The organism is Promicromonospora aerolata (genome assembly GCF_042682255.1).
In the GTDB taxonomy this organism is placed as follows: Bacteria; Actinomycetota; Actinomycetes; order Actinomycetales; family Cellulomonadaceae; genus Promicromonospora; species Promicromonospora aerolata.
In genome coordinates this window covers 3382888-3404715 of sequence record NZ_JBHUHF010000001.1, presented here as the reverse complement: position 1 = coordinate 3404715, position 21828 = coordinate 3382888, and the positions used below count along the sequence as shown (strand labels likewise).

The 21828-nt window shown below is 71.6% G+C and carries 22 protein-coding genes; 15 read left to right on the top strand and 7 right to left on the bottom strand.

All coding sequences use genetic code 11. The features are described 5' to 3' along the window. Nucleotide 1: 1 nt before the first annotated feature. Nucleotides 2-607, top strand: coding sequence for a TetR/AcrR family transcriptional regulator (locus ACFSL2_RS15190; RefSeq protein WP_377198666.1), 606 nt, complete (start codon nt 2-4; stop codon nt 605-607). Here ACFSL2_RS15190 and ACFSL2_RS15185 read toward each other — a convergent pair. Further along, complete coding sequence (locus ACFSL2_RS15185; RefSeq protein WP_377198665.1) at nt 604-1038, bottom strand: ribosomal maturation YjgA family protein; 435 nt, start codon at nt 1036-1038, stop codon at nt 604-606. The two genes, ACFSL2_RS15190 and ACFSL2_RS15185, sit on opposite strands and share 4 nt — an antisense overlap. Further along, the gene (zapE, locus tag ACFSL2_RS15180) at nt 1028-2095 is read right to left on the bottom strand and encodes a cell division protein ZapE (protein ID WP_377198664.1); all 1068 of its coding nucleotides are present in this window, start codon (nt 2093-2095) and stop codon (nt 1028-1030) included. Before zapE ends, ACFSL2_RS15185 begins: the two co-directional genes overlap by 11 nt. 24 nt (nt 2096-2119) lie before the next feature. On the opposite strand from zapE, the gene def reads away from it, so the two are divergent. Beyond that, entirely contained in the window at nt 2120-2809 is a 690-nt protein-coding gene (def, locus tag ACFSL2_RS15175; RefSeq protein ID WP_377198663.1) for a peptide deformylase, read from the top strand. Between the two features lie 20 nt (nt 2810-2829). Here the strand turns inward: def and ACFSL2_RS15170 are convergent, their stop codons facing one another. From ACFSL2_RS15170 to ACFSL2_RS15160, 3 genes are read right to left on the bottom strand one after another with little or no spacing between them, the layout of a single operon-like run. After that, nucleotides 2830-3408 carry an alpha/beta hydrolase family protein gene (locus ACFSL2_RS15170; RefSeq protein WP_377198662.1) on the bottom strand — a complete coding sequence of 193 codons (579 nt, stop codon included), beginning with the start codon at nt 3406-3408 and terminating at the stop codon, nt 2830-2832. Nucleotides 3409-3464: 56 nt separating this feature from the next. After that, nucleotides 3465-4325, bottom strand: coding sequence for a hypothetical protein (locus ACFSL2_RS15165; protein ID WP_377198661.1), 861 nt, complete (start codon nt 4323-4325; stop codon nt 3465-3467). A 33-nt stretch (nt 4326-4358) separates the two neighbouring features. Further along, nucleotides 4359-4979 (bottom strand): hypothetical protein, encoded by a 621-nt coding sequence (locus ACFSL2_RS15160; protein ID WP_377198660.1) that lies wholly within the window; start codon nt 4977-4979, stop codon nt 4359-4361. Between the two features lie 297 nt (nt 4980-5276). Between ACFSL2_RS15160 and ACFSL2_RS15155 the strand changes: the two genes are divergently transcribed. The 10 genes from ACFSL2_RS15155 to ACFSL2_RS15110 all read left to right on the top strand — a co-directional run bounded on the left by ACFSL2_RS15155 (nt 5277) and on the right by ACFSL2_RS15110 (nt 16384). Further along, the gene (locus tag ACFSL2_RS15155) at nt 5277-7838 is read left to right on the top strand and encodes an ATP-dependent Clp protease ATP-binding subunit (protein WP_377198659.1); all 2562 of its coding nucleotides are present in this window, start codon (nt 5277-5279) and stop codon (nt 7836-7838) included. Nucleotides 7839-8144: 306 nt separating this feature from the next. After that, entirely contained in the window at nt 8145-9191 is a 1047-nt protein-coding gene (locus ACFSL2_RS15150) for a TRAP transporter substrate-binding protein (RefSeq protein ID WP_377198658.1), read from the top strand. A gap of 23 nt (nt 9192-9214) precedes the next feature. Further along, on the top strand, nt 9215-9718 hold the full coding sequence (locus tag ACFSL2_RS15145; protein WP_377198657.1) for a TRAP transporter small permease: 504 nt from the start codon (nt 9215-9217) through the stop codon (nt 9716-9718). A 13-nt stretch (nt 9719-9731) separates the two neighbouring features. Next, nucleotides 9732-11036: a TRAP transporter large permease gene (locus ACFSL2_RS15140; protein WP_377198656.1), complete on the top strand. Its 1305-nt coding sequence runs from the start codon at nt 9732-9734 to the stop codon at nt 11034-11036. A gap of 30 nt (nt 11037-11066) precedes the next feature. Further along, a complete protein-coding gene (kduI, locus tag ACFSL2_RS15135) occupies nt 11067-11906 on the top strand; it encodes a 5-dehydro-4-deoxy-D-glucuronate isomerase (RefSeq protein ID WP_377198655.1) in 840 nt (279 codons plus the stop codon). 16 nt (nt 11907-11922) lie between these two features. Next, nucleotides 11923-12672 carry an IclR family transcriptional regulator gene (locus tag ACFSL2_RS15130; protein ID WP_377198654.1) on the top strand — a complete coding sequence of 250 codons (750 nt, stop codon included), beginning with the start codon at nt 11923-11925 and terminating at the stop codon, nt 12670-12672. 104 nt (nt 12673-12776) lie between these two features. Continuing rightward, the gene (locus ACFSL2_RS15125; RefSeq protein WP_377200829.1) at nt 12777-13526 is read left to right on the top strand and encodes an SDR family oxidoreductase; all 750 of its coding nucleotides are present in this window, start codon (nt 12777-12779) and stop codon (nt 13524-13526) included. Continuing rightward, on the top strand, nt 13523-14560 hold the full coding sequence (locus ACFSL2_RS15120; RefSeq protein ID WP_377198653.1) for a C-terminal binding protein: 1038 nt from the start codon (nt 13523-13525) through the stop codon (nt 14558-14560). Before ACFSL2_RS15125 ends, ACFSL2_RS15120 begins: the two co-directional genes overlap by 4 nt. A gap of 1 nt (nt 14561) precedes the next feature. Continuing rightward, entirely contained in the window at nt 14562-15602 is a 1041-nt protein-coding gene (locus ACFSL2_RS15115; RefSeq protein WP_377198652.1) for a zinc-dependent alcohol dehydrogenase, read from the top strand. Then, complete coding sequence (locus ACFSL2_RS15110) at nt 15599-16384, top strand: SDR family oxidoreductase (RefSeq protein ID WP_377198651.1); 786 nt, start codon at nt 15599-15601, stop codon at nt 16382-16384. The genes ACFSL2_RS15115 and ACFSL2_RS15110 overlap by 4 nt, the downstream gene beginning before the upstream one ends. Nucleotides 16385-16526: 142 nt before the next feature. Here the strand turns inward: ACFSL2_RS15110 and ACFSL2_RS15105 are convergent, their stop codons facing one another. After that, a complete protein-coding gene (locus tag ACFSL2_RS15105) occupies nt 16527-17273 on the bottom strand; it encodes an IclR family transcriptional regulator (RefSeq protein ID WP_377198650.1) in 747 nt (248 codons plus the stop codon). 69 nt (nt 17274-17342) lie between these two features. Here ACFSL2_RS15105 and eda point away from each other — a divergent pair, with 69 nt between their 5' ends. The 3 genes from eda to ACFSL2_RS15090 all read left to right on the top strand — a co-directional run bounded on the left by eda (nt 17343) and on the right by ACFSL2_RS15090 (nt 20765). Continuing rightward, nucleotides 17343-18056, top strand: coding sequence for a bifunctional 4-hydroxy-2-oxoglutarate aldolase/2-dehydro-3-deoxy-phosphogluconate aldolase (eda, locus tag ACFSL2_RS15100; protein WP_377198649.1), 714 nt, complete (start codon nt 17343-17345; stop codon nt 18054-18056). Beyond that, nucleotides 18056-19156 carry a sugar kinase gene (locus tag ACFSL2_RS15095; RefSeq protein WP_377198648.1) on the top strand — a complete coding sequence of 367 codons (1101 nt, stop codon included), beginning with the start codon at nt 18056-18058 and terminating at the stop codon, nt 19154-19156. The genes eda and ACFSL2_RS15095 overlap by 1 nt, the downstream gene beginning before the upstream one ends. A 613-nt stretch (nt 19157-19769) precedes the next feature. Then, the gene (locus ACFSL2_RS15090; protein WP_377198647.1) at nt 19770-20765 is read left to right on the top strand and encodes an NAD-dependent epimerase/dehydratase family protein; all 996 of its coding nucleotides are present in this window, start codon (nt 19770-19772) and stop codon (nt 20763-20765) included. Nucleotides 20766-20788: 23 nt separating this feature from the next. Here the strand turns inward: ACFSL2_RS15090 and ACFSL2_RS15085 are convergent, their stop codons facing one another. After that, a complete protein-coding gene (locus tag ACFSL2_RS15085) occupies nt 20789-21805 on the bottom strand; it encodes a LacI family DNA-binding transcriptional regulator (protein WP_377198646.1) in 1017 nt (338 codons plus the stop codon). Nucleotides 21806-21828 lie beyond the last annotated feature (23 nt).

Genomic DNA, 21828 nt, shown 5'->3' with positions numbered 1-21828 from the left:
CATGCCGAACGCACTGCAGCCGTCCACGGGGCGGCGCCGCAACCCCGCCACCCGCGCGGCGATCCTCGCCACGACCTTCGAGGTCGTCGCCGAGCTCGGCTACGCGCGGCTGACCATCGAGAAGGTGGCGGCACGCGCCGGCGTCGGCAAGCAGACGATCTACCGGTGGTGGCCGAACAAGGGCGCCCTGGTGCTGGACGCCGTGCTCGAGCGCTCGCTCGGACCGGGCGAGCCTGCGGACCTGCCTGACACCGGCGACCTCGAGGCCGATCTGACCGCCGTGCTGGTCGCCACGGTCGAGGAGTTCGCCGACCCCGCGTTCGACCGTGCGCTGCGCGGCCTCACGGCGGCAATCATCGAGGACCCGGCGCTCAGCCAGGATTATCGGGAGCGGCTGGACGAACCGATGCGGGAGCTCAAGCGGCGGCGGCTGCGCCGGGCGCAGATGATCGGTGATCTCGACCCGGACGTCGACCTCGATCTGGCCGTCGACCTGATCTTCGCGCCGGTCACCCGACGCTGGACGGAGCGGTCCGGCGATCTCACCCCGGACGGCGTGCGGGCGATCGTGCGGCACGCGTTGCGCGGGCTGTCGGGTCCCGCTTAGCGGGACCGTGGGGCGGGATGGCGCCGCTGCGCCGCCCGGATGCCTCGGGCGGTCCGGTACAGGGCCCACCCGGCCACCGCACCTACGGCGTAGAACGGAAGGTCCGGCGCGTTGAACGTGGTGCCGAGCACCAGCCGGGCGAGCGTGCTCCGCGCGCCGAGCCCCGCGGGGACCCCGGTGAGCTGGAAGAGCTCGACCGCCACGCTCACCCCGAACGCCACGGCAGCGGCCACCCAGGCCCGGCTGCGCGGCGCCACGACGAGCACGAGCCAGAAGATCAGCAGCGCGTAGAGCGCGTCGCCCGCGTACTTCGCGAGGTCGCCGCCCAGCACCGACCGTACGGACAGCCCGGCCGCGACGGTCACCACTGCGGCGGCAGCGGGTGCGGCCCGACGCCGGAGGCGGTCCCGGAGCGCCGCGTCACCCGTCACGCGCGCCACTCAGGTGCGCGGCCTGCCGCAGCTGCCGCAGACGGCTGGCCGCACGGACGAGGTCGGGCGGCGCGGGGCGGCCGGCCGGCACCGCGAGCACCTCGTCGAGCGGGTCCGGGGCCGTGAGCACCAGTGGTACGTCACGGTCGTACAGCACGTCCACGAGGCTCACGAACCGCTGCTGGGTGTTCACGTGGCAGTCGGCGAACGGCACGACGTCGGACACCACCCACCGCCCGAACCGTTCGGCGAGCGACAGCATGTCCAGCGCCGAAACCGGCGCGGCGCACAGGCCGGCGAAGTCGAACCACACCGCACCGGCCGAGGCCCGGAGCGCGCGCACGCTCCGGCCGCCACCGAGCGCGACGTCCACCGCCTCGCGAGGGCCGGGCGGGACCAGGCCGGCGTCGGCGAGCTGTCGGGCGGAGCCCGGGACCAGGGCGGTTCCGCCACGCCAGCCCGGTACGGCCGGGACGACGTCGGGCACGCGGAGCTCGCGGTAGTCCACCGGACCGTCGACGGGCAGGACGTCCAGCTGCGCCTCCAGGAGGTCGATGAGGGGTACGGCGAGCTCATGGAACAGCGGGTCCGGCAGCAGCCCCTGGGTCGGGTAGTTCGACGTCGCGACGAGCGTCACCCCGCGGTCCAGCAGCTTGCGCAGGGCCCGGGAGAGCAGCATGGCGTCGCCGGCGTCGTGCAGGTGGAGCTCGTCGAAGCAGAGCACGCGCGCGTCCCCGAGCAGCGCGTCCAGGGCTCGGTCCATCGCGTCCGCCCGCCCGGTGCGCGCCCATACCTCGGCGTGCAGTGCCCGGTAGAACTCGTGGAAGTGGAACCGCGGGCCACCTGCGAGGCCGTGGAAGCGGTCGAGGAGCCACGTCTTGCCGCGGCCCACCGGGCCCCAGAGGTAGACACCCCGCCGGTCGTCGCGGCCCCGGCGTCCGCGCCGGTCGGCCAAGCCGCTCAGCAGGTCGTCGAGGTGCTCCGCCGCGGCCAGCTGCGCCCCGTCGAGGACGTATCCCGCAGCACGCGCGGCGTCGCGGATCGGCGTGGACGGCATGGGTCGAAGGTACCCTCTGTGCCTATGGCATGGACCCGCGCCCGACGGCGCAAGCCCGTCACCTATCTGCTCGGCGAGCCGGTCGAGGAGTACCCGGCAACGGCCCCCGAGGTGGACCGCGGCCGGGTGCTGCGCATCACCGAGATCGGCGAGCCGGTGCTGCACGCCCCGGCCCGGACCGTCGAGAAGTTCTCGACCCCGGAGCTCGCCCGGCTGATCGACGACCTGTTCGCCACCATGGAGTCGGCGCAGGGTGTCGGCCTCGCCGCTCCGCAGGTGGGTGTGGACCTCCGGGTGTTCGTGTACGACCTCACGGACTCGTCGGGGGACCGGCACGTAGGGCACGTGGTGAACCCGGTGCTCGAGACGGACCTCGAGGTGGAGCCCGAGACCGAGGAGGAGGGCTGCCTCTCCGTGCCCGGCGCCTACGAGCCGCTCGAGCGCCCGGGCGGGGCCACCGTGCGGGGCGTGGACCAGCACGGTGGGCCGGTGCAGCTGTCGGGCACCGGGTACCTGGCCCGCTGCTTCATCCACGAGTCGCAGCACCTGGACGGCATCCTCTACTGGGACCATCTGGATGCGGACCTGCAGGCGGACGCCCTGGAGCAGCGCGACGAGGAGCGACCGCACATCGTCGCGGAGCGGCGCGGGATCGCCATCGAGCTGGACAAGGTCCCGCCGTCCTACCCGGAGAAGCCCGCGGGCGGTCGCTGAGCACTGGTCCCCCGCACCTGTCAGAGGCTCGCCACCCAGTCCGCCACCGCCTGCGCCACGGCCGCCTGCCGCGCGACGCCGCGCATGTCGTGGGCCCCGGACAGCGTCACGGTCGTGACCGGTCCGGGGATCGCCGCGACGTGCTCGGCGAGCTCGTCGGGGGTGCCGAACTGGTCCTTGTCCCCGGACACGAACAGCGTGGGCACCCCGATCTGCCCGAAGTGCTCCACGCGGAGCTTCTCCGGGCGGCCCGGCGGGTGCAACGGATAGCTGAGCAGCACCAGGCCGGCGGCGGGCAGGCCCTCCGCCACGGCCATCGAGCACATCCGCCCGCCGTACGACCGGCCGCCCAGGAGCAGCCGGTCGGTCGGGACGTCGAGCTCGTCCGCCCAGGTGCCGGCCTCGGCCCGCAGGTACGCGACGGCGACCGGCGCCCGGTCCGGCATACGCCGCCCCTCGAGGCGGTACGGGAAGTCTGCCCGGCGTACGGGGAGCGGTGGCGCGGCGTCGGCCAGGGCCTGCTCCACCGCGACGAGTGCAGGGCTGTCGCGGTTCGCGCCCGCGCCGGGGGTGAGGAGGAGGCCTGCGGGTGTGGTCACGCACCCAGTCTGCCTCGCCCGCTCGTCCGGGCACCGGACGGTGCGCTGCGGACCGGTCAGGTGAGGCGGCGCCAGAGCAGCAGCAGACCGCCGGTCGTCAGGAGCGCACCGCTGCCGAGCACGGCGACCCAGCCGAGCGGGGAGATGACCTCGCCCTCCTCCGCCGAGACCGCCCGCGCCTGCACGCCCTGCCGTTCGACCATGCCCTGGTCGAGCTCCTCCTCGGACGGCGTGGGCGAGGGGCTCGGTGAGCTCGACAGGGACGGGGAGGGCGTCGCGCTGGGCGTGGGGGACGGCGTCGGCGTCGCGGCCGGGGTGGGGACCGGCGCGGCAGAGGGCGTCGGCGGGACTGCCGTGGCCGTCGGCCGTGCGGGTTCCGGCCTGGGCCTCGGCTTCGGCGTCGCGACGGGCGCAGATGCCGGCTTGTCGGCCTTCGTGGCGGTGTGGGTCGGGGCGGGGGTCGGTGTGGGGGTCGACGCCGCGGTCGGCTGGTCCGCCGTGCACGCGCTGTTGCCTTGCGACTCGTGCCAGCTGCTCGCGTCCTCGACCTCCACCCACACCACGCAGTAGCCGTCCGGATACGCCTGCCGGGCCTCCCAGAACATGGTCCAGCCGTGGTTCTGCTCGTCCCGGGTGAGGTCGCGGGAGTACGCCTGCCCGCCTCGGCGCTCGCCGACGGGTCGGACGACGTAGGCGACCTCGTCGCTCTCGCTGCCCCGCTGGAACGCGACGCCGTCCGCGTTGACCCAGATGTCGTCGTGGGAGCGTTCGCCGGCCGCCGCAGGCTGCCCGAGGGTGCCGACGCCCACCAGGGCGAGTGCCGCCAGCAGGGGCGCGAGCCGCCGGGTCCGGCGCCGTGCCGGGACGTCTCGCACCGTCGGCCGCGGCGTTGCGGCGGAGCCAGTGACTGGTATCACGGCGGCGATCCTACCGCCGCACGTGCGAGCACGTCAGAAGCGGGGGCCTTCCTCGCCGTGCAGCAGGTTGCGGATCGGACGCGTGATGACGTCCACCCGGTCCACCAGGTCCACGGGGCCGGTCACCACCACGGCACGGTCGGCGGCCGGGGAATAGACGGCCGTCACGTCGCGCACGGTGACGCGCATGCAGCGCGTGCTCGCGCCGTCGATCTGGAACTGCCGGGTCTCGCACGGCACGTCGTCGACCTCGGCGACGATCGCCCGCATCGCGCTGCGGTAGTCCTGGTACGACTCGGCCAGCTCGGTCACGTCGGCGATCTCCGGTGGTGCGGACGGGTCCACGTCGGCGTGCAGGGGCGCGACGAGCGCGCCGCTGCAGGCGGCGCGGACGATGTCCTCGATCTGCGCCGGCGTCGCGGGTACGCGGAGGGTCTCGACCTCGACGGTCTCGCCGGAGAACGTGCGGTAGGAGCGCAGGAAGCGTTCCTCGGTGGGGTCCGTGCTGTCGGAAGCGCCGGTGACCTCTTCCTCGACGAGGTCGAGTCCCCAGGTCAGCGGGTCGTCCACCTCGCCGACGACGCCCGAGAACCGGGCGAAGCGCGCGACGATCTGTTCCCAGGACTCGGGGGTCGGGCTCGGTTCGTCCGCCATGTGGCCTCCCCGGGGTGGGTGCGGGTCTGACAACGAGACTGCCGGGTGCGAGGGGACCCGTCAACGACCTCCGCCAGAATCGGTTCGGAATCAGCCCGGACTCGCCAGCAAGAGGCGGTGCCCGGGCGTGTCGTCCCGGGTTGGGATGCTCCGCACCCCTCCGGTGCCCGACATCGTCACGCCCCTGGCGAACATGGGCATCAACCGGCCCATGGGCGCGTTGGGACCGCATAGAGTCGTTGCGGTCAGGCCTGGTACCGCCGGTGCAGGTGTACGCCGCTCGTGAGGGAGCAGCACATGTTCGAGAGATTTACGGATCGCGCCCGTCGGGTCGTCGTCCTCGCCCAAGAAGAGGCGCGGATGCTGAACCACAACTACATCGGCACGGAGCACATTCTGCTCGGCCTCATTCACGAGGGTGAGGGTGTAGCGGCCAAGGCGCTCGAGTCGCTGGGGATCTCGCTCGACGGCGTCCGCACCCAGGTCACCGAGATCATCGGTGAGGGTCAGCAGGCGCCGAGCGGGCACATCCCGTTCACGCCGCGTGCCAAGAAGGTGCTTGAGCTGTCGCTCCGCGAGGCGCTGCAGCTCGGCCACAACTACATCGGTACCGAGCACATCCTGCTCGGTCTCATCCGCGAGGGTGAGGGCGTCGCAGCACAGGTGCTCACCAAGATGGGTGCCGACCTGAACAAGGTGCGCCAGCAGGTCATCCAGCTGCTGAGCGGCTACCAGGGTAAGGAGCCCGTCTCCGCAGGCGGTCCCCAGGAGGGTCAGCCCGCGGGCTCGGCCGTGCTCGACCAGTTCGGCCGTAACCTCACCCAGGCCGCGCGCGAGGGCAAGCTGGACCCGGTCATCGGTCGTACGCAGGAGATCGAGCGGGTCATGCAGGTCCTGTCCCGTCGCACCAAGAACAACCCGGTGCTGATCGGCGAGCCCGGCGTCGGCAAGACGGCCGTCGTCGAGGGCCTGGCACAGGACATCGTCAAGGGCGATGTCCCGGAGACGCTCAAGGACAAGCAGCTGTACACGCTGGACCTCGGCGCGCTGGTCGCCGGTTCGCGCTACCGCGGTGACTTCGAGGAGCGCCTCAAGAAGGTGCTCAAGGAGATCCGCACGCGCGGCGACATCATCCTGTTCATCGACGAGATCCACACCCTGGTGGGTGCGGGTGCCGCCGAGGGTGCCATCGACGCCGCCTCCATCCTGAAGCCCATGCTGGCTCGGGGCGAGCTGCAGACCATCGGCGCCACCACGCTCGACGAGTACCGCAAGTACGTCGAGAAGGACCCGGCCCTGGAGCGTCGTTTCCAGCCGATCCAGGTCTCCGAGCCGTCGCTCGAGCACGCCATCGAGATCCTCAAGGGTCTGCGCGACCGCTACGAGGCACACCACCGCGTGTCCATCACGGACTCGGCGCTGGTCTCCGCGGCGACGCTCGCCGACCGGTACATCAACGACCGGTTCCTCCCGGACAAGGCGATCGACCTGATCGACGAGGCCGGTGCCCGCCTGCGCATCCGTCGCATGACGGCGCCGCCGGAGCTCAAGGAGCTCGACGAGAACATCGCCGAGGCGCGCCGCGAGAAGGAGTCGGCGATCGACGAGCAGGACTTCGAGAAGGCCGCCGGGCTGCGTGACAAGGAGAAGCAGCTCACGCAGGTCCGCGCGGACAAGGAGAAGGCCTGGAAGTCGGGCGACCTCGACACGGTCGCAGAGGTCGACGACGAGCTGATCGCCGAGGTGCTGGCGATGTCCACGGGCATCCCGGTCGTCAAGCTCACCGAGGAGGAGTCCAGCCGGCTGCTCCACATGGAGCAGGAGATCCACAAGCGGGTCGTCGGCCAGGAGGCGGCGATCAAGGCGCTGTCGCAGGCCATCCGCCGTACGCGCGCCGGGCTCAAGGACCCGAAGCGTCCCGGTGGCTCGTTCATCTTCGCCGGCCCCACGGGTGTCGGTAAGACCGAGCTCGCCAAGGCGCTCGCCGAGTTCCTGTTCGGTGACGACGACGCGCTCATCCAGCTCGACATGTCCGAGTTCTCGGAGAAGCACACGGTCTCGCGACTGTTCGGCTCCCCGCCCGGATACGTCGGCTACGACGAGGGTGGCCAGCTCACCGAGAAGGTGCGTCGCAAGCCGTTCTCCGTGGTCCTGTTCGACGAGGTGGAGAAGGCGCACGCCGACATCTTCAACTCGCTGCTGCAGGTGCTCGAGGACGGTCGACTCACCGACTCGCAGGGTCGAGTGGTGGACTTCAAGAACACCGTCATCATCATGACGACCAACCTGGGCACGCGGGACATCGCCAAGGGCGTCCAGACCGGCTTCAACGCCGGCGGCGACCTGGTGACCTCCTACGAGCGCATGAAGGCGAAGGTCAACGAGGAGCTCAAGCAGCACTTCCGGCCGGAGTTCCTCAACCGCGTCGACGACACGATCGTGTTCCCGCAGCTCTCGCAGGACGAGATCATCGAGATCGTCGACCTGGAGATCGCGAAGCTCGACCGTCGTATGCGTGACCGCGACATGGGCCTCGAGCTCACCCCGGCCGCCAAGCACCTGCTGGCGGAGAAGGGCTACGACCCGGTCCTCGGTGCCCGTCCGCTCAAGCGGGCGATCCAGCGGGAGATCGAGGACGCGCTGTCCGAGAAGATCCTGTTCGGTGAGCTCAGCTCCGGTCAGGTGGTCATCATCGACGGCGAGGGCGAGGGCATCCTCGGCGAGTTCACGTTCCGCGGTGTGGAGCGCGACGAGCGTCGTCGTCCGACCCCGGCCGAGCCGCAGTCGGTGCCCGCGGGCGCCGGACTGGTGCCGCGGGACCTGCCGCCGTCGGGCCAGATGGCGGCCGGCGGGGCGTGATCGTCCGGTAGTCAGACCGACCGCGAAGGCCCGGTCACCCCACCAGGGGTGGCCGGGCCTTCGCGCGTGGTCGCAGTACGTCGAAGCGTTCGGCAATACGTCAGGTGGTCGGCAGCCCGGGCTGCCGACCACCTGACGTATTGCCGAACGCGTGGGCGGCCGTGGGCGGGCGGCAGGCCGGGCGGCCGTGGGGGGCCGGTTTGACATGTTCACCGCGCGGATGGTTCCGTACGACAGAACTCAGTTCCGCTAGGCGGATCTTGCACCGATAGAACGTCCGCTCGATGTTGAGCAGAAGGAGAAGCGATGAGGCTCAAGAAGATGGCGGCCGCCGGCACGGCGGCGCTCGTGGCCGTGGCGCTCACGGCCTGTGGCGGCGGCTTCGAGGCCCCGGCCGAGGGAAGCGCCGAGAACACCGGTGGCGCCGGTGCGCCGGAGGCGGAGACGGTCTTCAAGGTCGCCTTCAACCAGAACGCGGACCAGCCCGAGGCCGTCGCCATGACGAACCTCGGCGAGCACCTCGCGGAGCGGACCGACGGACGCTACACGCTCGAGGTGTTCCCGAACGAGACGCTGGGTGCCCAGAAGGACACGGTGGAGCTGGTCCAGGCCGGCACCGTGGACTTCGCGCTCGTGGCCGGGTCGCTGCTGGAGAACTTCAACCCCGACTTCGTCGCGCTGAACCTGCCGTACGTGTACGACTCGCAGGAGCACCAGGAAGCGGTGCTCAACGACCCCGAGATCACCGGTGACCTGTACACCTCGATCGAGGACCAGAACATTCGCGTGCTCGGTGGCTTCTCCGCCGGTACCCGTAGCGTCTACAACTCCTCGCACCCGATCGAGAAGCCCGAGGACCTCTCCGGTCTCAAGATCCGGGTCATGGAGTCGGACACCAACACGCGGATGCTCGAGCTCATGGGCGGCACCGGTACGCCGATGGGGCAGGGCGAGGTCTACACCGCCATCCAGTCCGGTGTGCTCGACGGCGGCGAGAACAACGAGTCGATCTACTCGAACCTCAAGCACGACGAGGTGGCGCCGTACTACTCGTACACGAAGCACCTCATGATCCCGGACCTTCTGATCACGAGCCCCGAGATCTTCGACTCGATGTCCGAGGAGGACCGCGCGGTGTTCCTCGAGGAGCTGCAGGCGGCGTTCGAAGAGTCGAGCGAGCTCACGGCCACGGTCATGACCGAGAGCCAGGCGGCTGCCGAGGAAGCCGGCGCCGAGTTCAACGAGCCCGACATCGCGCCGTTCCGGGAGGCCGTCAAGCCGCTCCTGGACGAGAAGCTGACCACCGACACCGCCAAGGACCTGTACGACAAGGTCCGCGCGGCCGCCGAGTGACCCGGCGCTGAGGATCTCGAGCGATGACATACGTCAAGCAAGCTCTTGATGTCGCGCTGCGGTGGTTGTGCGTCGGGCTGTTCGCGGCCCTGGTGCTCGTCGTGGTGTGGCAGGTCTTCTCCCGGCAGGTGCTGAACTCGCCGAGCACCTGGTCCGAGGAGCTCGCCAAGTACGTCTTCATCTGGCTCGGGCTCTTCGGTGCCGCACTCGTCTTCGGCGAGCGGGGGCACATCGCGGTCGACGCGCTGGTTCGCAAGATGCCCGAGCGTTGGCAGCGGTGGAACGCCGTACTCGGCCAGATCGTGATCGCGGCCTTCGCCGTGCTCGTGCTGGTCTACGGCGGATGGCAGGTCTCCGAGCTCGCCTGGAACCAGAGCATGCCCGGGCTGCCGCTGAAGGTCGGCTGGCTGTACCTGGCGCTCCCGCTGTCGGGAGTCCTGGTGCTCTTCTACACCGTCTACCACCTGGTGGCCGTCGTGCGGGGCGTGGAGAACGCCACCGCCGACGGCGAGCCGGAAGCCATCTGAGGAGGTCGAACACATGGAGGTGGCCGCTCTTGCCGGGCTTGTCCTGGTGGTAGGTATCGTCGTGCTCCTGGTGCTGGGGGTCCCGGTCTCCGTGGCGGTGGGTATGTCTGCCGCTGCCGCGGCGATCACGGCCCTGGGCTTCGAGAACGGGCTGCTGACGTCCGCGCAGCAGATGTTCCGCGGGATCAACAACTTCTCTCTGCTGGCGATCCCGTTCTTCGTCCTGGCCGGCGTGATCATGAACAACGGCGGGATCGCGCTACGGCTCGTCAACTTCGCCAAGATGCTGGTCGGGCGTGCCCCCGGGTCGCTCGCCCAGACGAACGTCGCGGCGAACGCGATGTTCGGCGCGGTCTCCGGCTCCGCCGTGGCCTCGGTGGCCGCGGTGGGGTCGACGATGGGTCCGCTGCAGGCCCGCGACGGGTACCCGCGGGACTTCGCGGCTGCGACGAACATCGCGTCGGCGCCGTCCGGGATGATCATCCCGCCGAGCAATCTGATGATCGTCTACTCGCTCGTGTCGAGCACGTCGATCGCAGCGCTCTTCATGGCCGGCTACGTGCCGGGCATCCTCTGGGCCGTGATCTGCATGGTGATCGTGCACCTGTACGCCCGGAAGCGGCCCGAGCTGCGCGTCACGGAGCGGCTGTCGCTCTCCGCCGGCCTGCGCGTCGCGGTCGAGGCGCTCCCGGCGCTGATGCTCATCGTCGTCGTGATCGGCGGCATCCTGGCGGGCTTCTTCACCCCGACCGAGGCGTCCTGCATCGCGGTGGTCTACTCGCTCGTGCTCGCGTTCGTGTACCGGGCGATCAAGGTGCGTGACCTCGCCGGCATCCTGCTCGAGTCCGCTCGCACCACGTCGATCGTGATGTTCCTGGTGGGCGTCTCGGCCGCCATGTCGTGGGTGATGTCGTTCGCACAGATCCCGCAGCTCGTCACCGACGCGCTGCTGTCCGTGACCAGCAACCCGTACGCGCTGATCGTCCTGATCGTGGTGCTGCTGCTGTTCATCGGGTGCTTCATGGACCCGACCCCGGCCGTCCTGATCTTCGCGCCGATCTTTCTGCCCGTCGTCACGGCATTCGGGATGGACCCCGTCCACTTCGGCATCTTCATGGTGATGGCGCTGTCGATCGGCACGATCACGCCACCCGTCGGTCCGGTCCTGTTCGTCGGCGCACGAGTCGCGGACATGTCGATCGAGAGCATCGTGCGCCGCATGGTGCCGTTCTTCGTCGCGCTCGTGCTCCTGCTCCTCGTCGTCGCGATGACGCCCGCGCTGTCGATGTGGCTCCCCACTGTCCTCGGGCTCCTCTAGCCCTCTCTACTCTGCCCAGGAGGCATCCAGTTGGAACAGCGATACGCCACCGCCCCCGATCAGGTCCCCGGGATGAACACCGATGACCTGCGTCGTCGGTACCTCGTCCCCGAGCTCTTCGTCGACGACGAGATCCGCACGGTGTACACCCACCACGACCGGGTGGTCCTCGGCGGCATCAGCCCGGTCTCGGCCCCGCTGACCCTGCCGGGCTACCCCGAGATCCGCTCGGAGCAGTTCTTCGAGCACCGGGAGGCGGGCATCGTCAACGTGGGCGGCCCCGGCACCATCACGGTGGACGGGACCGAGCACCGGCTGGACCACGGTGCCTGCCTGTACGTGGGCCGGGGTGCCGCCGACGTGGTGCTCGCCTCGGACGAGCCGACGGCGGAGGCCGGACCCGCACGGTTCTACCTGTTCTCGGCGCCGGCGCACACCGCCTACCCGACCACTCTCGTGCCGCCCGGGCAGGGCACGGTGCGTGAGCTGGGCGACCCGCTCACCTCGAACCGCCGCACGCTCAACCAGTACATCCACGAGAACGGCGTGCAGTCGTGCCAGGTGGTCATGGGTGTCACCACCCTGCACCCCGGTTCCATGTGGAACACGATGCCCGCGCACACCCATGACCGGCGCACCGAGTGCTACCTCTACTTCGACCTGCCAGCCGAGGCCCGGGTCATCCACATCATGGGTGAGCCCACCGAGACCCGGCACCTCGTCATCGGCGACCGCGAAGCCGTGATCTCACCCAGCTGGTCCGTGCACTCCGGGGTGGGTACCGCCGCATACTCCTTCGTGTGGGCCATGGCCGGCGAGAACCAGGCGTTCGACGACATGGACGGCTTCGACGTGTCCACGATGCGGTGACGACGAGGAGGCAGTGATGAGCGAGGCGACGACGGCGAGCGAGAAGACGCTGATGGTGCTCGAGGCGGCGATGACGCACGAGCGGTTCAGCGAGATCGTGACCGCGGTGCACCTACCCAAGGCGACGGTCCACCGGATCCTCACCACGCTCGTCGACCGGGACTTCATCCGCGTCGCCGACGGCGGCACGCACGTGCCCGGTCCCAAGATCCTGTCGCTCGCCGGACTCGCCTACGACCGGGTGGACATCTCGCTGATCGTCCAGCCGTACGTCGACGACCTGGTGCGCCGCGTGCAGTGCACCGTGCACGTCGGCGTACGCAGCGGCGACGAGATCATCTACGTGGTCCGCACGGACTCCGACAAGCCCTACCGGATGCCGTCCCGCGTCGGCGCCGCGATCCCGCTGCACACCTCGGCGATCGGCAAGGCGATCCTGGCCCGGCTCGACGACGACGCGCTCGAACGCTTCGTCAACCGGGCCGGGCTCCCCCGGCGGACCGCCCGGAGCCTGACCACCCTGGACGACCTCCGTGCCGAGCTCGCCGACATCCGCGAGGACGGCTATGCGTTCGACCGCGAGGAGAACGTCCCGGGCGTCGTCTGCATCGGCACCGCCGTCCGCGACCACACGGGGCACTCCAACTACGGGCTGTCCATCTCCTCGCTCGCCCTCGAGCACACGGAGGGACAGCTCGCCGCGATGGCCGGCGACCTGCGCAAGACGGCCGCCGACATCACCCACGCACTCGGGGGCGACCGGTAGGGCACCCCGTGCCCGGCCGGGACCGACCCGGACCCTGACGAAAGAAACCACACGTGAGCACTACGAGCACCACCGCACCCGACACCGACCCGGTCCTGGCCCGCATGTTCAGCCTGACCGGCCGCACCGCCGCCGTGACGGGGGCGAGCAAGGGCATCGGGCTCGGCATCGCGACCCTCCTGGCGCAGGCGGGAGCCGATGTCGTCGGCATCAGCACGACCATGGCGGACGGCGACACCGACGCCCGCCGGGCCGTCGAGGCGGCCGGCCGCCGGTTCACACCGATCGCCACCGACCTCTCGGACCGGGCGGCCGTAGCCGACCTGGGTGAGCGGCTCGCCGGGCTGGAGGTGGACGTGCTCGTCAACAACGGCGGCACCATCCGCAGGGCACCGGCCGCCGAGCACCCCGACGCCGACTTCGACCACGTGGTCGAGGTGAACCTGCGGTCCGCCTGGACGCTCTCGCGTGAGGTCGGTCGCTCCATGCTCGCGCGGGGCTACGGCAAGATCATCAACACCGCCTCGATGCTGAGCTTCCAGGGCGGCGTCAACGTGCCCGGCTACACCTCGTCGAAGTCGGCGCTCGCCGGCCTCACCAAGGCGCTCGCGAACGAGTGGGCCGGCCGGGGCGTGAACGTCAACGCGGTGGCTCCGGGGTACGTCGCCACCGCCAACACCGACGCCCTGCGTGCGGACGCGCACCGCAACGCCGAGATCCTCGGGCGCATCCCGGCGGGCCGCTGGGCCACCCCGGAGGACATCGCCGGCGCGGTGCTCTACCTCGCCGCCCCCGCGTCGGACTACGTGCACGGCGCGATCCTCCCCGTCGACGGCGGATGGCTGGCCCGATGACCGCCTCGACGGCGCCAGCCACGGGTTCGGCCCCGACGCTGGTGGTCACCGAGTGCGACCACGACGCGTTCCTCCAGGAGGAGGAGGTCGCCCGCACGGCCGGGGCGACGTTCCGCGTGGAACAGGCCACCGACCGTGCGGCGCTGGAGAGCGCCTGCGCCGACGCCGACGGGATCCTCGTGCAGTACGCGACGATCGACGGCGCGCTCATGGACGCCCTCCCGCGCCTCCGCGTCATCGGCCGCTACGGCGTCGGCGTGGACTCGGTGGACGTCCAGGCGGCGACCGAGCGGGGCATCGCGGTCTGCAACGTGCCCGACTACGGCACCGAGGCGGTCTCGGACCACGCCATCGGCATGGCGCTCGCGGTGGTGCGTGGCATCCCGCTGCTCGACCGCGGGGTGCGCGCCGGCCGGGTCGACCTGCCCAGGGTGCGCCCGCTGCACCAGATCGCCGGTCGCACCTTCGGCGTCGTCGGGCTGGGCCGGATCGGGCGCGCCACGGCGCGCAAGGCGGCCGGGCTGGGCTACGACGTCGTGGGCTTCGACGTGCTCGCGACACCCGGGACCGACTACCGCGGCGTGCGGGCCGTCACGCTCGAGGAGCTGTGCGCGGCCTCCGACGTCGTGTCCGTGCACGTGCCACTGCACGAGGGCACGCGCGGCATGATCGGGCCGGAGCAGATCGCGCTGATGCGGCCCACGACCGTGATCGTGAACACCGCACGCGGCGGTGTCGTGGACACCGACGCGCTGGTCGCGGCGCTCGACCAGGACGTGATCGGCGGGGCCGCGATCGATACGCACGACGCCGAGCCGCTGCCGACGGACCACCCGCTGACCCGGTTCGACAACGTGGTGCTCACGCCGCACCTCGCCTGGTACACGGAGGAGTCCTACCGCGAGCTGAAGCGGCGCACGGCGCAGAACGTCGTCGACGTGCTGGCGGGCAGCCCGCCGCGCGAGGTGGTGAACCCCGAGGCCTGGGGGCGCGGACGCACCGCGCACCTGGCCACCCAGTCGATCGGAGCCTGAGATGCCGACCATCCCGACCACGATGACCGCCGCCGTGTGGGAGGCGGCAGACACGATGAGCGTGCGCGACCTCCCGGTCCCGCAGGTGCCGGAGGGCTGGGCGCTGGTGCGCGTGCTGTACAACGGCATCTGCGGCACCGACCTGGCGATCGTGCACGGCGCCCACCCGCGGGCCGAGGCCGGGCTCGTGCCCGGGCACGAGATCGTCGGGACCGTGGTCACTCCGGGTGACGGCGGGCCGGACGCCGGTGCGACGGTCGTCGTCGAACCGCTGATCTCCTGCGGGGAGTGTCGCGCCTGCCGGTCGGGTGCCACTCATGTGTGCCGCGACCTGCAGCTCTACGGTATCGACGCGCCGGGTGGTCTGGCGCAGTACGTGGCGCTGCCGCCGGCGGTGCTGCACCGGCTGCCCGACGGCGTGGACCCGCGCGTGGGTGCCCTCGTCGAGCCGCTCGCGGTCGCGGTGCACGCGGTCAGCACCGCGCGAGTCCGCCCCGGCGACGTCGTCGCGGTGGCCGGTGGCGGGCCGATCGGCGTGCTCACGGCGCTGGTCGCCCGGCACGCGGGTGCGGACCGGGTCATCGTGAGCGAGCCGTCGGCCTGGCGGCGCGGTGTCCTCGCCGATCTCGGGCTCACGGTCGTCCCCGCGGACCGGACCCTCACGGACGTGGTGCTCGAGCACACCGGCGCGGAAGGCGCCGACATCACGTTCGATGCGGCAGGGCATCCGGCGGTGACGCCGGAGCTGACCGCCGCGACGCGCGTGCTGGGTTCGGTCGTGGTGGTGGGCGTGCACAAGAAGCCCGCACCCGTCGACCTCCAGGCGGTCTGCTTCAAGGAGCTGTCCGTGCGCGGGGTGCGCGTCTACACACGGGCCGACGTCGTGCGCGCGATCGAGCTGGTCGCCGACGAGGCGCTCGGCCTGGACCGCGTGCCGGTCCAGGTCTTCCCGCTCGCGGAGGTGTCGGCGGCCGTGGCCGCGGCGGCCGACGGGGGAGCGGCGCTCAAGGTGCTGGTCGCCCCGGCGGGAGAGTCGGTATGACGGGCGGCGGGCGCGGTGCGACGTCGGCCGCCGGACCGTTCTCCATGGAGGGTGCGACAGCGGTCGTCACCGGCGGCGCGCGCGGGCTCGGTGAGGGCATCACGCGCTCCCTGCTCGACGCGGGCGCCGACGTGGTGGTCCTGGCGCGGTCCGGCCCGGGCGGGGAGCTGACCGAATACGCGGCCGCACGCGGGCGCGCCCTGCGGTTCGTGCCGGTGGACCTGGCCGATCTGGCGTCCGTCGAGGCGGCAGCGGCCCAGGTGCTGGCGGAGAGCGAGGTGGACATCCTCGTCAACAACGCGGGCACGCAGGACCGGTACCCGGCGGTGGACTTCCCGATCGACGCCTGGGACGCCGTGCTGCAGGTCAACCTGCGCGCGGTGTTCCGGCTGTGCCAGCTCTTCGGCCGGCCGATGCTCGAGCGCGGGCGCGGCAAGGTCGTCAACGTGGCGTCGCTGCTGAGCTTCCAGGGCGGGATCACCGTGCCCGCCTATGCGGCGAGCAAGGGTGCGGTGGCGCAGCTCACGAAGGCGCTCTGCAACGAGTGGGCCGGACAGGGCGTGAACGTGAACGCCGTCGCCCCGGGGTACATGGACACGGAGATGAACGAGGCCCTCCTGCGGGACCCCGTGCGGTCCGAGCAGATCTCCGCCCGGATCCCGGCCGGGCGCTGGGGCACGGCACAGGACATCGGTGGTGCCGTCGTGTTCCTGGCGTCCACCGCCGCCGACTACGTGCACGGCCAGGTCCTGGCGGTGGACGGCGGCTGGCTGGCCCGCTGAGTCGGCCAGCCGCGCCCGCTGGACCCGGCGGCTGACGTGGCGTACCGGGGAAACCCCCGGGTCGGTGGGGTTGCGTGGACCAGGGTACTGACTCGTCGTACCCGGTACGACGGGTCAGGACCCTGGTCCGTCCGCGAGGCCGTCAGGTCGCCGTCGGCACCGCGAGGCCGGCCGGGAGGAGGGCCGGGAGGACGTCGCGGAGCGCCGCCACCCGCTCGGCACGGGCGTCGCCCGTGAGCCGCTCGACCGGAGCGGTGATGCTGACGGCGGCGACGGCCCGCCCGGCCCGCAGCAGCGGCACGGCGATACAGGCGATACCCGCCTCGTTCTCCTCGGTCTCGTCGGCGATCCCGCTCGTGCGGGCGCCGTCGAGCGCGCCGCGGAGCTGCTGGGTGCTCGTGTCTGTGCCGGCGAACCGGACGAGCGCCGCCTCGTCGAGGTCCTGGACCGACAGCAGCGCACGGCCCAGTGCCGTCGTCGCGGCAGCTCGCCTCCGTCCGACGGCGGACCACACACGGACCGCACGCTGCGGCTCGACCTTGTCGAGATACACCACCTCACGCCCGGCGAGCACACCGAGGTGCACCAGCTCGTCGGTCTTCTCGCTGAGCGCGGTCAGGGCCGGGTGCAGCAGCGCGGGCAGGTTCTCCTCCGCCAGGTAGGTGCTCCCGAGGGCGACCGCGGCGGGACCGAGGCGGTAGGCCCCCTCCGGCGTCTGCTCGGCGTACCCGCGGTGCCGGAGCGCGGAGAGCGTGCGGTGCAGCGTGGGCTTGCTGACGCCGACCGTCTGGGCCAGGACCGCGAGCGGGGCGCCGGCGGCGCCGAAGCCGGCGAGCGTGTCGAGCGCCAGCAGCGCCTTGTCGACGCTCCCGAGCGGGCTGGCATCCATGGGGCTCCCTCACGTAGCATGCGTTTCGCAGTGAACAACAGACGTTCACCATAGCGAAACGGAGATCCGATGTCATCCCCGGACAGCACAGTCCTCGAGACCCTCGCCGCTCACCGGCTCGTGCCGGTCGTCGTGGTCGACGGCGCGGACGAGGGCGCCCGCCTGGCCGACGCCCTCGTCGCGGGCGGCCTGCCCGTCGCCGAGATCACGCTGCGCCTCGCGGGCGGCGTCGACGCGATCCGCGCGGTCGCGAAGAACCAGCCCGACGTCATCGTGGGTGCGGGCACCGTCACCACCGCGCAGCAGGTGGACGACGTCGTGGCCGCCGGCGCCCGCTACATCGTGTCCCCCGGGCTGTCGACCGCCGTCGTGCGGCGCGCCCAGGAGCACGGCATCCCCGTGCTGCCCGGTGTGGCCACCCCGTCGGAGATCATGACGGCGCTCGACCTGGGCATCGACGTCGTCAAGCTGTTCCCCGCGTCCGTCGTCGGCGGACCTGCCGCCATCAAGGCGTTCTCCGCGCCCTTCCCCGGCCTGCGGTTCGTGCCGACGGGCGGCGTCAGCGCCGCGAACCTCGCCGACTACCTGACGCTGAAGCCGGTGCTCGCCGTCGGCGGCTCGTGGATGGTCGACCGCAAGCTCGTCACCGCCGGCGACTGGGACGAGATCGTCCGCCGCACGCGTGACGCGGTGGCGCTCGCCGCCGAGATCGACGGGGGAGCGACCGGCTCCACCACCGCAGCCTCTACCACCGCAGGTTCGACCACCGAGGAGAAGAACTGATGACCTCGCTCAACGTCCGCCCCGCCGCAGACAGCGCCTACGACGTCGTCGCCCTCGGTGAGGTGATGCTCCGGCTCGATCCCGGCAACCGCCGGGTGCGCACCGCCCGCAACTTCGACGTGTGGGAGGGCGGCGGCGAGTACAACGTGGCGCGCGGCCTGCGCCGCTGCTTCGGCCTGCGCGGCGCGATCGTGACGGCACTCGCCGACAACGAGATCGGCCGCCTCGTCGAGGACTTCATGCTGACCGGCGGCCTCGACACCCAGTACGTGCAGTGGGTGCCGTACGACGGCATCGGCCGCGAGGTGCGCAACGGCCTCAACTTCACGGAGCGTGGCTTCGGCGCGCGCGGCGCCGTCGGCGTGAGCGACCGCGGCAACACCGCGATCTCGCAGCTGAAGCCGGACGACGTCGACTGGGACGCGCTGTTCTCCCGTGGCGTGCGCTGGCTCCACACCGGTGGCATCTTCGCGGCCCTGTCGGAGTCGTCGGCCGACGTGGCCGAGGCCGCGATGGCCGCCGCCCGCCGGCACGGGACCATCGTCTCCTACGACCTGAACTACCGGCCGTCGCTGTGGAAGGGCATCGGCGGCGAGGAGCGTGCGCGCGAGGTCAACCGGCGGCTCGCCCAGCACGTGGACGTGATGATCGGCAACGAGGAGGACTTCACCGCCTCGCTCGGGTTCGAGGTCGAGGGCGTCGACGAGAACCTCACCGACCTGGACACCGGCGCGTTCCGGGCCATGATCAAGACGGCGTCGGAGGCGTACCCGAACTTCCAGGTGATCGCGACCACGCTGCGCGGTGTGCGGTCGGCGTCGCGCAACGACTGGGGCGCCATCGCGTGGTCCCGCACGGAGGGCTTCGCCGAGGCCACCCACCGCGCGGACCTCGAGATCTTCGACCGCGTCGGCGGCGGGGACTCGTTCGCCTCCGGCCTGGCGTACGGGCTCATGGAGCTCGGCTCGCTGCAGGAGGCCGTCGAGTACGGCGCCGCGCACGGCGCCCTGGCGATGACGACCCCCGGGGACACGACCATGGTGACGCGCGCCGAGGTCGCCAAGCTGGCCGGCGGCGGGAGCGCGCGGGTCCAGCGCTGACGGGTGCTGGGCTGACGGGTGCTGGGCTGGCGGGTGTTGGGCTGGCGGGGACTGGGCTGGGCTGGCGGGTGTTGGGCTGGCGGGGACTGGGCTGGGCTGGCGGGTGTTGGGGGCCGAGCCGCACGCTGGTTGTCTTTGCGAGGACTGCTGGGGGCCGAGCCGCACGCTGGTTGTTGTTCTGGGTGCCCAACCGCACGTTGGTGGTCGCACGGAGCGCCGCTGGGCGTCGAGCCGCAGCGAACGCGTCGATCGAGGGCCTGGAGGACGTGCAGCATGCGGCTCGACCCATGGGTGGGTGGCTAACCTGCGGTTCGGCGTCTGCCGTGGTGGTTAACGTGCGGTTCGGCGCCGGCCTGGGCGGCTAGCTTGCGGTTCGATGCCCGCCACGGGGCCAACTTGGGGCTCGACGTCCAGAACAACGACCAACCTGCGGTTCGGCACTGCTCGATCGACAACTAACGTGCGGTTCGGCGCTGGCAGCGTTCCGCAGAGCCCTGCCGCCCGCCGGTCCCCGCCCCCGGTCCCCGCCGCCCGCACCACCCACCTCACCCCTTCCGCCGTTGATCACCGCCCGTTCGCCCCGGCGGGCGGCCCGGGTGCAAGGATTGGCGCCATGTCGTCCAAGAGCATCCTGTTCATCGGTGGAAGCGGAATCATCAGCCATGCCTCGGTAGCTCGGGCCGCACGGCTCGGGCACCGGGTGACGGTGCTCAACCGGGGGCTGTCCTCGACTCGTCGGTTGCCCGCGGACGTGGAGAACCTCGTCGCGGACGCGAGCGACGCCGGGGCGGTCGCCGAGGCACTGGGCGGCCGGGAGTTCGACGTCGTGGCGCAGTTCCGTGCGTTCGGCCCGGAGCACGTGGCCCGCGACGTCGCGCAGTTCGCGGGCCGCACGGGGCAGTACGTGTTCATCTCGTCGGCGTCGGCGTATCAGACACCGCCGTCGCGGCTGCCGGTCCGGGAGTCGACGCCGCTGCGCAACCCGTTCTGGCAGTACTCGCGCGACAAGATCGCGTGCGAGGACCTCCTGGTCCGGGAGTACCGGGACAACGGGTTCCCCGCGACGATCGTGCGGCCGTCGCACACGTACGACCGCACGCTGCTGCCGACGTCGGGCGGGTGGACCGACGTCGCGCGCATGCGCACGGGCAAGCCCGTCGTGGTGCACGGTGACGGCACGTCGCTGTGGACGCTGACGCACACCGAGGACTTCGCCGTCGGGTTCGTCGGGCTGCTCGGGCATCCGCTCGCCGTGGGGGACACGTTCCACATCACCGGTACGCACGCGCCGACGTGGGACCAGATCTACACCTGGCTGGCCGAGGCGGCGGGCGTGCCCAGCCCTGACCTGGTGCACGTCGCGTCCGAGACGATCGCGCGCGTGCTCCCCGAGATCGGCCCCGGCCTGGTGGGCGACAAGGCGCACTCGCTCGTCTTCGACATCTCGAAGGTACGTACCCTCGTGCCGGAGTTCGGCACCACCATCACCTACGACATCGGGGCGGCCGAGCAGATGTCCTGGTTCGACGCGCACCCGGAGGCGCAGGTGGTCGACGCCGGGCTGGACGCGGCCTTCGACCGGCTGGCAGGGCACGCCCGCGCGCTCTGAGCAGCCGGACCGCGGCCCGGAGATCAGCGGGGTCGGGCCGTCGACTCCCGGACGACCAGCTCGGTCGCGAGGTTCAGGCGCCGCACCTTCGGGGACCGGCCGCGGGCGGTGTCGATCAGGATCTGGGTGGCGGCCGCTCCCATCTCGGCGAGCGGCTGCCGCACGGTGGTGAGCGGCGGCCCGACCCACGACGCGAGCGGCAGGTCGTCGTAGCCCACGACCGACAGGTCCTCCGGTACGCGCAGGCCGAGCTGGTGCGCGGCGCGGAGCAGCCCGAGCGCCTGCATGTCGGAACCGGCGAACACCGCGGTCGGACGGTCCGGCAGGGACAGCAGCTCCATGCCCTGGTCGAACCCGGCCTCGACGTAGAAGTTGCCCTCCCGCACCAGCGCGGGGTCGACGGTGGCGCCGCGCTCCTCGTGCGCCGAGCGGAAACCGTCGACCCGCGCGCGGCTGCACAGCATGTCCCAGGGACCGGTGATCATCGCGATACGGCGGTGACCCAGTGCGAGCAGGTGCCGTGTGGCCTGCAGCCCGCCGTTCCAGTTGTCCGAGCCCACGGAGGCGACGTCGGCCGGCGGCTCGCCGTCGGTGTCGATGACCACGTAGGGGATGCCGCGCCGGTCGAGCTGCTGGTGCTGCGCCTCCGAGAGGTTCGCGGCCACGAGCAGCACGCCGAGGGGCGGCCGCGCGATGGTCGTGTCGAGCCACCTGGCGGGCGGGCGGTGCTCTCCGCCCAGCTCGGACAGGATCACGCTGGTCCGGGACTCGGCGGCCGCCGTCTCGACGCCGCGGATGATCTCCATGGACCAGCCCGACCCGAGCCGGTGGAAGACGAGATCGATCAGCCCGGTGCCCGCCGGGGCCGTGGCCGGCCGCCGTCGGCGGTACTGGTGCTTCTCCAGCGCCGCTTCGACGCGGTCCCGGGTGGCGGGCGCGACGTCGGCCCGGCCGTTGAGCACCTTCGAGACGGTGGGCACCGACAGGCCGAGCTCGGTCGCGATCGACGCGATGGTGGGGCCCGGGCGCACGCCGGTCATCGCAGCCGCCTTTCGGTAATGTT

What these genes read in the sequence shown, in the direction of transcription:
- ACFSL2_RS15190 (WP_377198666.1), top strand. Translation starts at nt 2, where the DNA reads ATGCCGAACGCACTGCAGCCGTCCACGGGGCGGCGCCGCAACCCCGCC.
- zapE (WP_377198664.1), bottom strand. Translation starts at nt 2,095, where the DNA reads ATGCCGTCCACGCCGATCCGCGACGCCGCGCGTGCTGCGGGATACGTC.
- def (WP_377198663.1), top strand. Translation starts at nt 2,120, where the DNA reads ATGGCATGGACCCGCGCCCGACGGCGCAAGCCCGTCACCTATCTGCTC.
- ACFSL2_RS15160 (WP_377198660.1), bottom strand. Translation starts at nt 4,979, where the DNA reads ATGGCGGACGAACCGAGCCCGACCCCCGAGTCCTGGGAACAGATCGTC.
- ACFSL2_RS15155 (WP_377198659.1), top strand. Translation starts at nt 5,277, where the DNA reads ATGTTCGAGAGATTTACGGATCGCGCCCGTCGGGTCGTCGTCCTCGCC.
- ACFSL2_RS15150 (WP_377198658.1), top strand. Translation starts at nt 8,145, where the DNA reads ATGAGGCTCAAGAAGATGGCGGCCGCCGGCACGGCGGCGCTCGTGGCC.
- ACFSL2_RS15145 (WP_377198657.1), top strand. Translation starts at nt 9,215, where the DNA reads ATGACATACGTCAAGCAAGCTCTTGATGTCGCGCTGCGGTGGTTGTGC.
- ACFSL2_RS15140 (WP_377198656.1), top strand. Translation starts at nt 9,732, where the DNA reads ATGGAGGTGGCCGCTCTTGCCGGGCTTGTCCTGGTGGTAGGTATCGTC.
- ACFSL2_RS15130 (WP_377198654.1), top strand. Translation starts at nt 11,923, where the DNA reads ATGAGCGAGGCGACGACGGCGAGCGAGAAGACGCTGATGGTGCTCGAG.
- ACFSL2_RS15125 (WP_377200829.1), top strand. Translation starts at nt 12,777, where the DNA reads ATGTTCAGCCTGACCGGCCGCACCGCCGCCGTGACGGGGGCGAGCAAG.
- ACFSL2_RS15120 (WP_377198653.1), top strand. Translation starts at nt 13,523, where the DNA reads ATGACCGCCTCGACGGCGCCAGCCACGGGTTCGGCCCCGACGCTGGTG.
- ACFSL2_RS15115 (WP_377198652.1), top strand. Translation starts at nt 14,562, where the DNA reads ATGCCGACCATCCCGACCACGATGACCGCCGCCGTGTGGGAGGCGGCA.
- ACFSL2_RS15110 (WP_377198651.1), top strand. Translation starts at nt 15,599, where the DNA reads ATGACGGGCGGCGGGCGCGGTGCGACGTCGGCCGCCGGACCGTTCTCC.
- ACFSL2_RS15105 (WP_377198650.1), bottom strand. Translation starts at nt 17,273, where the DNA reads ATGGATGCCAGCCCGCTCGGGAGCGTCGACAAGGCGCTGCTGGCGCTC.
- eda (WP_377198649.1), top strand. Translation starts at nt 17,343, where the DNA reads ATGTCATCCCCGGACAGCACAGTCCTCGAGACCCTCGCCGCTCACCGG.
- ACFSL2_RS15095 (WP_377198648.1), top strand. Translation starts at nt 18,056, where the DNA reads ATGACCTCGCTCAACGTCCGCCCCGCCGCAGACAGCGCCTACGACGTC.
- ACFSL2_RS15090 (WP_377198647.1), top strand. Translation starts at nt 19,770, where the DNA reads ATGTCGTCCAAGAGCATCCTGTTCATCGGTGGAAGCGGAATCATCAGC.
- ACFSL2_RS15085 (WP_377198646.1), bottom strand. Translation starts at nt 21,805, where the DNA reads ATGACCGGCGTGCGCCCGGGCCCCACCATCGCGTCGATCGCGACCGAG.